Genomic DNA, 13,152 nt, shown 5'->3' with positions numbered 1-13,152 from the left:
TGGCGATCGGAAGAACATTTCATGCGCAGGCTGCTGTTTAGCCCAAATACAAACAAAGGGGGTGTCCCATCGTCATTTACATGACTTATGGGACACCCCTTTTTTTCTTTATTCGTGGAAGTTTGTTCCGTCTGTTACAGCCTTCACATAACCCGCGCGGATAACAAAGTCGCCAAAATGCTCGCCATCGCTGCGTTCAGCCGCATAGCGGTGAATGATTGGTGTAAGGGTATCAATAATTTCGTCTTCCCCGATGTTCTCTTTGTACATCTTGCTGAGGCGGTCGCCGGAGAAGCCTGCCCCCATGTACATGTTGTATTTGCCTGGCGATTTGCCGATGAACGAAATCTCGCCAAGCGCGGGACGTGCGCAGCCGTTCGGGCAGCCCGTCATGCGAATATTGATTTCTTTGTCCTGAAGCCCTGCATTTGCAAGGATCGGCTCCAGTCTATCGATCAGCGAAGGCAGGTAGCGTTCTGCTTCCGCCATGGCGAGACCGCAAGTCGGAAGAGCTACGCAAGACAAGGCGCTGCGGCGCAGAGCCGAGTAATTCGAGCCTTCCGCAATGCCGTATTCCTTCAGCAAGGCAACGATCTTGGTTTTCTTCTGCGTCGTAACGTTCGCAATAACGAGGTTTTGGTTAGCCGTCAGACGGAAATCGCCTGTATGGATTTTTGCAATCTCGCGAAGCGCCGTTCTCAGCTTATTGCCTTCCGTATCCACAACGCGGCCGGCTTGAACGTACAGGTTCAGGTTCCATTTGCCGTCTTTGCCTTTGATCCAGCCGTAACGGTCGCCAGTGTGGTCGAAATGGAACTCCCGAGCAGGAGCAAGCTCCCAGCCCAAGCGGTCTTGCAGCTCGTCAATAAACCACGGCATGCCATGACGGTCGATCGTATATTTGAAACGGGCATATTTCCGTACAGAACGGTTGCCGTAGTCACGTTGAATCGTGACAACCTTCTCCGCCAGATCCAGTACTTGATCCGGAGTAATAAAGCCAATTACTTTAGCAAGCTGCGGGTAAGTCGCCGTGTCGCCATGAGTCATGCCCATGCCGCCGCCAACGCTGACGTTAAAGCCGGCCAGCTTGCCGTCCTCACCAACAATCGCAATAAAGCCAAGATCCTGCGAGTACACGTCCACGTCATTCGAAGGCGGTACCGCAATACCGATCTTGAATTTACGCGGCAGGTACACCGGACCGTAAATCGGTTCAACTTCACCTTGCTCCGCTCCGTCCACTACCTTCTCGCCATCCAGCCAGATTTCATGGTACGCAGGCGTTTTTGGCGCCAGATGCGATGTCAGCTGCTGGGACCAGTGGAACACTTCGCTATGAAGCTCCGATTGGTACGGATTCGGGTTGCACATGACGTTACGGCTAACGTCGCCGCAAGCAGCCAGTGTCGTAAGCATCGCGTCGTTAATTTCTTGAATCGTCTTCTTCAGGTTCCATTTCAATACGCCGTGCAGCTGGAACGCTTGACGCGTTGTCAGCTTCAGGCTGCCTGTTCCGTACTTGTCAGCCAGACTGTCCATCAGAAGCCATTGCTCCGGAGTCGCTACGCCGCCCGGCGTAACGACTCGAAGCATAAATTGAAAATACGGCTCGAGCTTCTGCTTCTCGCGCTCATTGCGATAGTCGCGGTCGTCCTGCATATAGCTGCCGTGGAACTTCAGAAGACGGTTGTCGAGCTCAGGCAGGCCGCCTGTGATCCGGTTTGCCAGCGAGTCTGTCAACGAGCCGCGCAAGTAGTTGCTTTCCAGTTTCAGATGTTCCACGTCGCTCGGCGGTCCGCCGACGGGCTCGACTTTATGGTTCTTTGCCATTGCTGTTAGCTCCTTTGCCCATAGATATGGGTTCATACTCTCTTGATCTATTCTTGCGATGCGCTCTTATCCAAGCGCTTAATATACGTCCCGTTGGTAGCGTCCTTGTTCCTGAAGCTCAGCCAGGTAAGCCGCCGCTTCTTCCGAGGATTTACCGCCATACTGGCTAATGATAGTCAGAAGTGCGGATTGCACGTCATGCGCCATATGCTTCTCGTCGCCGCAGACATACACATGCGCGCCGTTCTCCAGCCACTTGTACAGCTCTTCGCCGTTCTGAAGCATGCGATGCTGTACATAAACCTTCTCATCCGAATCACGGGAGAACGCAACGTCCAGCTTCGACAATACGCCGTCCTTCAGCATGCGCTGCCAATCGGTCTGATACAGGAAATCCGTTACGAAATGACGGTCACCGTAGAACAGCCAGGTTTGACCCTCAGCTCCGGTCTCCTCGCGCTCTTCCATAAATGCGCGGAACGGAGCCACGCCAGTGCCGGGACCAACCATGATAACCGGTGTCTCCGGATTAACCGGCGGCTTGAAGTTCGGGTTCTGCTGGATAAAGATCGGCAGCTTGTCGCCAGGCTGCAGACGCTCGGATACATAGACCGAGCATACGCCTTTGCGTTCGCGGCCATGAGCTTCGTATTCTACTTTCCGGATTGTCAGATGAACTTCTTCCGGATGAGCATTCTCGCTGCTCGCAATCGAATAGAGACGCGGCGGCAGCTTGCGGAGCAACGTAGCCAGATCAGCAGGAGCCAGCGTCCAAGGCGCATAATCGCGGAGCAGATCAAGCAGATCGCGTCCGTTCAGGTAAGCCTTCAGGTCTTCTTTATTTTCCGGTTTAACGAGCTCGGCCAGCTTGCTGTTGCCCGAGAAAGCGACTGCTTTTTCCAGCAGCGGCTTTGTTAATACCGTAATCTCATAATGGTGGAGAAGCGCTTCACGAAGCGTAGACGTCTCGCCTGCTTTGCCCGTTACCACTTTCTCCTCGGCATTCCAGTTCTGCAATGCAATAATATTTTCTACTAATGCAGGGTCATTCTTCGCATATACGCCAACCGCGTCGCCAGGCGCATAAGTAAGTCCCGAGCCTTCAAGCGACAGTTCCAGATGGCGGGTCTCGCGGTCCGAACCTCTGCCGTTGAGGTTCAAGCTCTCCAGCACTTCCGCCATAAACGGATTCGCGCGGGTATATTCCGATTCAGCTGAGGTTTGCGCAGCCGCGGGTGCGCTTGCCGCTTGCGGAGCTGCCGATACCGCCGTTGCGCTAACTGCGCCAGTAACAGCTGTTAACCAGCCGGATGCGGCATCTTCGAAGTCAACGTCGCAGTCGACACGGTCAACGATCCGCTCAGCGCCAAGCTCTGCTAGTCTTGTGTCAAAGTCCGCGCCTGTTTTGCAATAGAATTCGTACGAGGTATCGCCAAGAGCCAGAACGGAGAACTTCATGCCTTCGAGCTTTGGCGCACGCTTGCCGTGCAGGAACTCATAGAAGGTTAACGCGTTATCCGGCGGGTCTCCTTCGCCATGCGTGCTTGCGAGAATAAACAGATAGCCGACTTCTTTTAGTTTGTTTGTTTTGTACTTATTCATCGCCGACACCGTAACCTCAAAGCCTTGGCCTTTCAGCTTGTCAGCCAGACGACCTGCCAGTCTTTGCGCGTTGCCTGTCTGCGATCCGAACAAAATGGTTGCTTCCTTAAGAGCTTGAGGCAAATCAGGCACTGCGGCCAATGGTGCCTCGGCAACAGCTGCAGCTCCTGCAGCTACCGATGCCAATGCCGTGTTATTACCCGCGCCGTAAAAAGCTAAATAACCGCTCAGCCATTGCATTTGAGATCCTGTTAAAGTTGGGAGCAGCTTATTAAGCAGTTCTGCTTGCTCGCCTGTAAACGGACTATTCGTCACTTGAAGTTGCAAACAACATCCACCTCACATCAATCTATAAAATCCGACTTCGATACTCTGTTTTTTCTATACTTAAATACTAACGCAGCCGTACGTCAGGTTCAATCCATTCGTCGAAAATTGTCTATAAGATATTCTGTAGAATTAATCACTTTTATTTATAAAGCTGCAAAAAGCCCTATTATTGCTCTATTCTTTGCCTAATTATGGTTGCTGGATTCATTATCGCGTTTATTTGGTAAATAAAAAAGAGACCGTTTCGGTCATCTGCCGAAAACGATCTCTTCTATTATATATACGTGCTTATCTTGCGAAGCTGTGGCCGCCAATCGTAGCTACGACTTCCAGGCTGTCCCAGAATGCTCCTCTGGTAACATTCGGATTAAAAAAATAAACGGCATTGTAGACGTTATTCCTTCCGTTTAGAGCATCCTTCGCAGCGCGCAGAGCGCTCGCGTTTGGCTTGCTCTTGTCTAGCAGTCCGTTATGAGCCGGCGGGAATTGCTTGCCGGAGTAGATAACATCATGAATGGAATCCGGGAACCGCGAGTCCTTCACCCGGTTCAGAATAACATTCGCAATGGCAAGCTGTCCTTCATAAGACCCTTTTCCTGCTTCAATCTGCGAAATCTTGGCGAGCAGCGTCAAATCATTTTGCGTAAATGATGCTGCCGGATTATCCAGGAATGACGGGATAACGACTTTTAGTTTTGTTCCGGGCTTTACCTGATCCTTGCTGTTCAATCCGTTGCGCTTGAGCAGCGCTGCCGTGCTGATCCCGCCGTTCTTGCTGATCTCGGCCAATCCGTTCTCCTCGGTTACAACCGCACGCTGCACTTCAGTCAGCTCGGCGGCATTCGAGTTGGTGTCCCAATCCAGATTAGCATGGAGAACTTCGGCAAGCTGGCGGAGAGGCACATACATCCTGCCATCCTCCATGAAGGGAGCCGCATCCATCTTGTAGCGGCCGTCATTGAAATAAACCACCGGCACGCCGTTACCGAACACAACTTCATCATTATAGGCCGTATCTATTGTAAGTTCTTCATTTACCGTGTTCCAGCTGTATTCCGCGCCAAGCATAGTAGCAATGCGCGCGGCCGGTACATACATTCTGTTATTCTGTGTAATAATGGAATCCGACAGCTTCGCATTCTCGCCATTCACTTTTACCGATGCGCCAGCTTCTGCTGCAGAAACGCTGGCAAGCGGTCCAGCACTGAGCCAGAGAAGCGCTAAAGCCATTACACAAGACATGATCTTCACAGATTTTTGCATGCTATGTATGATCATATATACCTCCTTAAAATTATGTAGGTATAAAGCCCTGAACCATTCATGCTCTGGGTAATTGTACCACACGCAAATATGAAGTTTGGATTAACATTTTCACAGAATAGCCGAAATCCGCCATAAATTCTTTCATTTTTCTCATAAATTATCGATTTCTTTCTCATTTATTATTAATTTATATGATTAATAATACCGTTTGAGATCTCACTATTCGTCACCGGCAGAATAGTTAACGGAGTTTCGCAGGGCAGATTTGAGGAATAAAACAAACAAAGACCTCCTGTTTCCCGGAGGTCTTTGTTCTAGAACTTTGGATTACTTTTTCGGCAGTTTGTTCGCTTCGCGGATCAGCGAGAAGTATTGATCGGCGAGGACAACCTGGTACGAAGGATCAAGCTCGGCAGAGATGTTGGCCAGATCCGTAGGCGTCATTCCCCAAGCGAGGATGCCGAGGGATACGAAGAGCGGCGATTTGCCGTCCCATTTCGCTTTCGCGTCGGCCAGCGCTTTTTTCACATCGTTCGCGCTGCCCACGCCTTGAATGTTGGAAGTCGGCAGACCGTCAACGATGTCGACCTTAGTGAAGTTATCCCAGCCGATGAAGAGGCCAGGCACGTCATACAAGTCACGGTAAGCTGCGTTATTCGCTTTGCTGAGCGGCAGGTTTTCGCCATTCAGGCGGTTAAGAACATAAGGAATATTCATTCCGGTTTTAGTCAGGTATTCTTTCGTGCTCTTCAGGAAATCGGCAAGCGCTTTTTCCGGCCATGCAGCCGGGTAGAAGTAACCTGCTCCGGAAGGTCCGGCAATAATTTGATCATTCGCCGTTGCCGTGCCGTAGAAGTAATTCAGCATAGCGGGTGCAGCGTCATAGAGCAGCGGGCTGGATGTCCAGTTGATCGGCACCTGGCCGCGTTTCGGGTCATCCCACAGGATCCGCAGCCTATGCTGGTTGTATTGCAGATTATCGCCTTCGCTGAAGGTGTACGTTACGTAAATTTTATTGTCCAGCTTCACCGGCTTTGGAGCCTTGGGCTTCGAGAAGCTAGGCTTAGTGCCGGAGAAGACCGTAAGGTTGCTGAACCAGTCCGCCGCAAGCACGTACACGCCATGATTCGAAGCAATCTCCACGCCGCTGAATTCGCCTTGGAAGTCATTGCTGAACCATCCAAGATAAGGTGTGCCAGGCTTCACATCGGACAAAATTTTCTCAAACAGCTCTTTTTCTGCCGGATCATTGGAATCCAGCCAGAACACCATCGCTTTGTTCGCTACAGCATAGTCGCGGAGGTAACCGTAAGGCTCCTTCGTCTGGGAAGAGAACGGCTGGTCGTTCGTGGCGCTCACCTTGTACTGATTCCACATCTCAACCGACATTGTCAGCTGGGTAGTGCCCGCAGGCGGAGTGAATTTGTACGTGAAGTAGTTGCCGCCATCAGCGAAACGGTGGCCGCCGCTTCCCGTCGATACCTGAGAGCCTTGCGGATCGTACAGGTAAGGCTTCTCGTCTGCAGTACCCGGCAGGAAATGAGCGATCGTCTCGCCGTCAGCCTTCACCGTAATTTCATGAACGGCCGAACCCCATCCGTCTTTCGTGAACGCATCCCCAAACTTTACGAACACGTCTGGCTTCGCTACGAATTGGGACAGATCCAGATCGTAAACCTTGCGGTTTTTGGCATCGCGCTCTTCCGTCTCTTCCTGCGCCACAACCTTGTACGTGTCAGGCTGATTCGCCGGCGGACGTGCCGATACCTCCGGGCTCAGACCAACCAGCATCCGGTGAGTCGTTTCCTTCCACAAATTCTCATACTGCCAGGTATAAGCATCTACCCGGTCTTTGAACTTCCCTTGCAAATCCTCGATTACTTTGAAGCTATATGGTGCAGCTTGCAGCTTTTTGGCCAGTTCTGGGCTTACGGCCACGCTGTCGCGAAGTCCGGCTAGCGTTGTTGCCACGTTCACGGAATCCGGTACGTTAGGATCGTAGATAATAAGACCTTTAACTTCCTTCTTGAACTGCTTCAGGATGTCAAAATAATCATCGCGCACCTTATAATCCGCGTCCAGGTCATTCAGCCATTTGAACTTGCCTTCTTCTTTGTTTTCCAGCAGGTAGATTCGCGGTTCCTTGCGGTTCACGATCCCCTCTAGCGTGGAGAATAACAGCTTCACATCTCCCGGAGCATCGTAAATGTCCGCAACCTCCAGCTGCTTAGGCTGCTTGAAGGTCGGAAGCTGTTGTTTGTCCGGCCAAGAAATGGTAGAACCCTGTGCCGCCGGCTGTGGCTGTGCGTAAGATCCAGCCGAGAAAGACAGCGTACTGACAACTGCTAAACTGATTGCCGTTAACTTTCGAATCATTGTCCCACACCTCGTATTATGAAATAGTGATGCTTCCTGTTCGAAAACGAAACGCTGACTTCCCACCTCCCAGTCGGTGCAATGTAGCTGTTTCCAACTCACAAGACATATTATATATATTATATATATCATTACAATCACTTCGACAAAAATTTCCAAATAAATAGTTCCTTTTTAACGTGACCGGGGTCTTTAGAAGCAGATAAATGCCCTAAAAAACGCAAAAAAAGACCTCCATGAGGCAAAAAGGAAAAGACCTCCGAAAAGCCGGAAGTCTTTTGCTCATAACCTTATTCGTCATATTAGTCCTCAATTGCCGCCTTGCGGCTGTTAATACGCCGGATGAGCCCGGGGTCAAATTTCGCCCGTCTGTCGTAGGTATACAGGCCGTTGACCTCCTGCTCCACATCGTAGAGCTGCGTATAGCAGAACCCAAACATCATGGGATGGTCAAGCAGCGTATCCGTAAGCCCCGCATAACGCGCGATAAACGCCTCCTCGGATGCCGGCCTGTCGCCATACCCCCATGATTGCTCGTCCTTCTGGTCCGGATTCCACCAGATACCGCCGTATTCGCTGATAAAATAAGGCTGACCCTCATACTTCTGCCGTTTCGGGAACGTATTATAGACTTCGCCGCCGTTCTTCATCGGTTCGTATCTTGCCCGGAACGTCTCTACATTCTGATCATAATCATGAATGTCAAAGATATCGGTTACAACATGGAAGTTGCCGCTTGTATCGATCACCGGACGCGTCGGATCCACCCGTTTGGTAACTTCATAGACGATGCGAAGAACATCATTATTTTGCTTGGCACCATCCTGGTCCCATGTTTCGTTGAACGGACACCAGCCGATCAGCGCTGGATGGTTGAAATCACGCTCTACCCCTTCCAGCCACTCCGGCAGGAAGCCGGCAAGCCCTTCCGACGTCGTAATATCGAGCCCCCAGTTGGCATGCTCTCCCCATACGAGGTAGCCGAGCTTATCGGCCCAGTACAGGAAACGCGGCTCGAATATTTTCTCATGCAGCCTTGCCCCGTTGAAGCCAAGCCCCATCGAGATTTCGATATCCTTGCGGAGATCCTCGTCGTTTGGAGCCGTGTAGACGCCATCCGGGTAAAAGCCCTGATCCAGCACAAGACGCTGGAACACGGATTTGCCGTTAATCCGGAAGGCCATCCCGTCCAGCTTCACGGTACGAAGCCCGAAGTAGGACTGAACCGTATCGAATGCCTGACCATTACGAACCAAGCTCAATTCAAGATCATACAGCTTGGGATGTCCCGGTTCCCACAAATGAACCTCGGACAGCGGAAGCGACAGCTTGGCCGCCGAGCCGGATACGGCTATGCTGGCCGAGCCAACCTTAATACCGTCATACAGGGCAGTAACAGCAAGCGTTGCCTCCCCCCCGTCTCCGCCAAGCTGTATATCCAGGTGCGCGCAAGCATTATCCGGATCCGCAACAATCTTCATGCCGGCCAAGTAGGACTCCGGCACCCGCTCCAGCCAGACGGTCTGCCAGATCCCCGTTGTACGGGTATAATCGCAGCCTGACGAGTAGTATCCGCCGCATTGTTTCCCGCGCGGCTGACGGCCCGAACGCACGTCATCTGCGGCATACACGGTTATGACGTTATTTCCTGACATGACCGCCGACGTAATATCAAAGCTGAAAGAGGAATAACCGCCGCGGTGCTTGCCTACTGCCGTACCGTTCACCCATACCTCTGCCTCATAATCGACTGCGCCAAAGTGAAGCAGAATCCGGCCGCTATTCCAGTCATCGGGCAGGCTGATCTCCCTTCTATACCATACCGATGCCATAAAGTCCTTGTACTCTACCCCGGAGAGCTTGCTCTCCGGGCAGAAGGGCACTGTAATCGCTCCGGACAGCGTATGTCCGGCAACTTGAAAACCGCGTTCTTTCCCGCTTTTGCCATGGTCGATTTCGAACTGCCACTGCCCGTTCAGGTTGATCCAATCCGGCCGAACCCACTGAGGACGCGGGTATTCGGGACGGGGAATTGGTTGTGTCATAGGTTAGCAAGCTCCTTTGCTCTTAGCCTTTAATCGATCCCACATAAACGCCTTTGACGAAATACTTCTGAAGGAACGGATATACCATCAGAATTGGAAGAGTCGAGAATACAATCGTGCAGTACTTCACCAGCTCCCGGAAGGCGGTAGCGCTTGAGGCACTGTCGATAATGACGCCGCCGGCGCTGCCCTGCGTCGTTGCCGTTGAATCATTCGCGACCAGAATTTCCTTCAGCAGCAGCTGCAGCGGGAACTGATCGCGGTCCTTCAGCAGCACCATCGCATTAAACCAAGAATTCCAGTTGCCAACGAGATAATACAAGAATATAACGGCCAGCGTTGCCTTGGATAGCGGAATGATGACGTTGACAAGCAGCTTCAGCTGGCTGGCGCCATCTATAATCGCCGCTTCCTCCAGCTCCGCCGGAATCGACTGGAAGCCGGTGCGGAGCACGATCATATTCCATGTATTCAGAGCAGTCGGCAGAATCATCGCCCACAGATTGTTATACAGGCCAATATCCTTCATTAATAAGAACCAAGGAATTAAGCCGCCGCCAAAAAACATCGTAACCGTGATGATGATCATGATATATCTCTTGAAATATAAATCCCGTCTTGATAGAACAAAAGCTCCCATAATCGTCATAAGCATATTCACTAACGTTCCAAGCCCTACATACAAGATTGTATTCTTGTAGCCGACTAATAGACTGTTATCCTTGAAGATCAGCTTATAGCCGTCAAAGGTAAGTCCAAGCGGCTGCAATAGAACACCCTTGTGGGCAACCAGTCTTGCAGGGTCGCTGACGGAAGCGAAAATAATATGGACAATCGGATAAAGGCAGCACAATGTTAAAGCGGCAAGCAGCACATAGATGGTGACGTCAAACGCCTTGCTGCTGATCGAATGGTACTTCATCGTTAAGGCCTCCCCTTTCCTACCATAAGCTCGCTTCGGATTTGCGGCTTGCAATCTTGTTCGTCACCCACAGAAGGGCAAAGTTAACCAGCGAGCTGACGAGTCCAACGGCTGTCGAATAGCTTAAGCTCGCTTCGCGCAAGCCTCTGCGATACACGTAGGACGCAATAACATCCGCTCTATCATAGGTCAACGGATTATAGAGAAGGATAATCTTCTCGTAGCTGGAGGCCATGATGCCGCCTACCGCAAAGATAAATAGGATAATAATAACCGGGCTGATCTGCGGAAGCGTAATATGCCACATTTTCTTCAGCCTGCCGATCCCGTCCATCTCCGCTGCTTCGTACAGCGTCGAATCGATCGAGCTCATGGCAGCGAGATAGATAATGCTGGACCAGCCGATGCTCTGCCAAATATCGGAGAACGTATAGATCGGCCTGAAGAAATTGGAATAACCAAGCAGCGACGTATAGTCCCTGCCCGTAATCAGCTGCAGCAGCTGGGTAATAACCCCTTCGTCCGCCGTAAAAATATGTATCATCCCGCATACGACAACAAGAGAGATAAAGTGCGGCATGTACGTAATCGTCTGCACCAGCTTCTTGAACTTGCCGTCACGGATTTCGTTGAGCATAAGCGCCAATATAATCGGAGCCGTGAACCCGAACGCAAGACCCCAGACATTCAGGAGCAGCGTATTTTTGACAACCCTCAAGAAATAGGGCCCTTGGAAGAAATCGATAAAATGCTTCAGCCCGACCCAATCGCTGTTCGAGAAGCCCAGCAGCGGCTTGAAATCCTTAAACGCGATTAACAATCCCCACATCGGCCCGTAGCAGAAAATAACAAACCATGCGATAACCGGGACGGCCAATAAATAAACAAACCAGTTTTTCTTGACGTCCTTTTTAATGACTAGACCTGTTCTCATGCATCCACCGCCTTATTTCCCAGGTACGGGCACAGCCGCCTGCGGATTCCGCAAACGGCCGTGCCCGTTCATGTCCGGTTTGAACCTGCCGTTATCTTTGGTTATACCGGTCAAGCGCCGCCTGATGGATGCTCAGGAACTCGTCAAGCCCCATCTTTTTCGCCTCGCTCAGGAATTTGTCGTACGCATCTACCGGCAGCTGGCCCTTAATAATCTTGGCAAAATATTCGCCGCGCAGCGTCGACAGCTGATTGCCTAGCTCCGCTTCGCGGGATGCTTCATCCTGCGTAAACGTAAGCGGCGGCATAGCTACGCTCGTATCCATGTTCTCCGTCCAGTTCTTGCGGATATCGCCCGAGTAGCTGCCTTCCGCCACGATCAGCGGGTTGGAGTTATGCTCGTCGCGGATGTCAGGCCAGGAGTGCATGCGGTATTTCACAAGTGTCGTTGCGACCGGCTGGCCATCCGGATCCTTATAAATGTAGCTCTCCGGCTGGAAGTAAGGCTTGCCCGTCTCGTCGACCAGATGCACCTTGCCGTACTCGCCGTAGTTCAGAATTTCCCAGCCCTTCTTGCTGTAAGCAAAATCAAGCCATGCCATAGCCGCTTCTACATCGTCAGCCTGCGTTGTGATGGCAGCGGATCTGCCCGTTCTCTTGAAGTTCTTGTACGTGGTTGCCGCCTTGTCTCCCGCATTCAGAACCGGGTTCAGGGCACCAACAAAGTCAATGTTGTTCTGCTGCTTCCAATAGCTCCACATCGTATCCGGCGAATCCATCATTACCGCCGTTTTATCCGAGATGGCGCTTGCCATCCGCTGGTTGAAGTCCGCCGTAGCCCAGTCCTTGTTCAGCAGTCCTTCCTTGTTCCATTGCTGCATGGTAGCCAGGTAATCCTTCGCTTTCGGCTGGGCTGGTCCCCATTGCACTTTGCCGTCCGCATCCATAAACGTCCAGTCCCATACGCCGTAAGCGCCGTTGATGATGCCGGTAAAGATCTGGCCGTACGTCGAACCATAGTTAAGCGGCTCGCTGTAGCCGACTTCCTTCGCTTTCGTCAGGAACGTATGCCACTCATCAATTGTGTTTGGCACTTCGAGGCCTGTCTTCTCCAATGCTTCCTTCTTGATCAGCATGCCGAACCACATCCACTCGGAATAAGGCGCGATGCCGTAGAAGCCCAGAAGCTTGCCGCTGTCCGTTACCGTTGTTTTCCTTCTTGTCTCGTCCGAGTTCCGCCATTCCGAATAGTTAGGCGCATTCTTCTCCATCAGATCGGTCAAATCCAGATATGCCCCGTCCTTGACGCCGGCTTCAAGCCCACCCGGATACCGCTCAGGCTCGATAATAATATCCGGCAGCTCGCCGGAGGACATCATCAGCGTGAACGCATCCGCTTCCTGGCCAACCGGAGGCGTAATGAAATTCACTTTGATGCCGGTCAGCTTTTCTACCTGCTTCTGTACGACTTGGTTATTATAATCCGGAATATTCGAGTCGGCCGGCAGCCAGATATCCAGCGTTACGTCCTTCTTATAAGGATAAGCTCCGTAATGGCTTGGGATCTTCTCATCGTACAGATCGCCCAGGTAAGTATCGTTTAACGTATTGTTGACTTCATCCATCTGCTCTTGGGTAGGCGCTTTATTGCCGCGGATCGTGGGGCTGATGTCGGAGAAGGCTGCCGTCTCGGCCGGTGCCTGCGAGCTTTCGGTCGTTGCCGCCGGATCGGCGGATTCCTCCGGATCATTACTGTTGTTGCTGCAGGCTGCCAAAGCGGAGCCCGTTAGTACGGATACCAGCATCAGGTTAAGCAAACGTTTTTTGATCGTTCCCATGTTTTAT

The 13,152-nt window shown here is 51.6% G+C and carries 8 protein-coding genes; all 8 read right to left on the bottom strand.

Translation table 11 applies throughout. The features are described 5' to 3' along the window. Window positions 1-108: 108 nt before the first annotated feature. The 8 genes from cysI to M3194_RS05705 all read right to left on the bottom strand — a co-directional run bounded on the left by cysI (window position 109) and on the right by M3194_RS05705 (window position 13,145). Window positions 109-1,833 (bottom strand): assimilatory sulfite reductase (NADPH) hemoprotein subunit, encoded by a 1,725-nt coding sequence (gene cysI / locus M3194_RS05740; RefSeq protein ID WP_251652356.1) that lies wholly within the window; start codon window positions 1,831-1,833, stop codon window positions 109-111. A 78-nt stretch (window positions 1,834-1,911) separates the two neighbouring features. After that, window positions 1,912-3,762 (bottom strand): assimilatory sulfite reductase (NADPH) flavoprotein subunit, encoded by a 1,851-nt coding sequence (locus M3194_RS05735; protein WP_251652355.1) that lies wholly within the window; start codon window positions 3,760-3,762, stop codon window positions 1,912-1,914. 291 nt (window positions 3,763-4,053) lie between these two features. Continuing rightward, window positions 4,054-5,043: a cell wall hydrolase gene (locus tag M3194_RS05730; RefSeq protein ID WP_251652353.1), complete on the bottom strand. Its 990-nt coding sequence runs from the start codon at window positions 5,041-5,043 to the stop codon at window positions 4,054-4,056. Window positions 5,044-5,358: 315 nt separating this feature from the next. Then, complete coding sequence (locus M3194_RS05725; RefSeq protein WP_251652351.1) at window positions 5,359-7,407, bottom strand: GxGYxYP domain-containing protein; 2,049 nt, start codon at window positions 7,405-7,407, stop codon at window positions 5,359-5,361. A 302-nt stretch (window positions 7,408-7,709) separates the two neighbouring features. Continuing rightward, window positions 7,710-9,452 (bottom strand): glycoside hydrolase family 2 protein, encoded by a 1,743-nt coding sequence (locus tag M3194_RS05720; RefSeq protein WP_251652349.1) that lies wholly within the window; start codon window positions 9,450-9,452, stop codon window positions 7,710-7,712. Between the two features lie 22 nt (window positions 9,453-9,474). Continuing rightward, window positions 9,475-10,374 carry a carbohydrate ABC transporter permease gene (locus M3194_RS05715; RefSeq protein ID WP_251652347.1) on the bottom strand — a complete coding sequence of 300 codons (900 nt, stop codon included), beginning with the start codon at window positions 10,372-10,374 and terminating at the stop codon, window positions 9,475-9,477. Between the two features lie 19 nt (window positions 10,375-10,393). Beyond that, window positions 10,394-11,308, bottom strand: coding sequence for an ABC transporter permease (locus M3194_RS05710; protein WP_251652345.1), 915 nt, complete (start codon window positions 11,306-11,308; stop codon window positions 10,394-10,396). A gap of 91 nt (window positions 11,309-11,399) precedes the next feature. Continuing rightward, window positions 11,400-13,145: a type 2 periplasmic-binding domain-containing protein gene (locus M3194_RS05705; protein WP_251652344.1), complete on the bottom strand. Its 1,746-nt coding sequence runs from the start codon at window positions 13,143-13,145 to the stop codon at window positions 11,400-11,402. Window positions 13,146-13,152: the final 7 nt, after the last annotated feature.

This window comes from Paenibacillus glycanilyticus, assembly GCF_023715145.1.
Lineage (GTDB): Bacteria > Bacillota > Bacilli > Paenibacillales > Paenibacillaceae > Pristimantibacillus > Pristimantibacillus glycanilyticus_A.
The sequence above is the reverse complement of the archived record's forward strand: the minus strand, read 5'-3'. Positions and strand labels throughout refer to the sequence as shown.

Coding starts and splice junctions, on each gene's coding strand:
- cysI (WP_251652356.1), bottom strand. CDS start 1,833: ATGGCAAAGAACCATAAAGTCGAGCCCGTCGGCGGACCGCCGAGCGAC.
- M3194_RS05730 (WP_251652353.1), bottom strand. CDS start 5,043: ATGATCATACATAGCATGCAAAAATCTGTGAAGATCATGTCTTGTGTA.
- M3194_RS05725 (WP_251652351.1), bottom strand. CDS start 7,407: ATGATTCGAAAGTTAACGGCAATCAGTTTAGCAGTTGTCAGTACGCTG.
- M3194_RS05720 (WP_251652349.1), bottom strand. CDS start 9,452: ATGACACAACCAATTCCCCGTCCCGAATACCCGCGTCCTCAGTGGGTT.
- M3194_RS05715 (WP_251652347.1), bottom strand. CDS start 10,374: ATGAAGTACCATTCGATCAGCAGCAAGGCGTTTGACGTCACCATCTAT.
- M3194_RS05710 (WP_251652345.1), bottom strand. CDS start 11,308: ATGAGAACAGGTCTAGTCATTAAAAAGGACGTCAAGAAAAACTGGTTT.
- M3194_RS05705 (WP_251652344.1), bottom strand. CDS start 13,145: ATGGGAACGATCAAAAAACGTTTGCTTAACCTGATGCTGGTATCCGTA.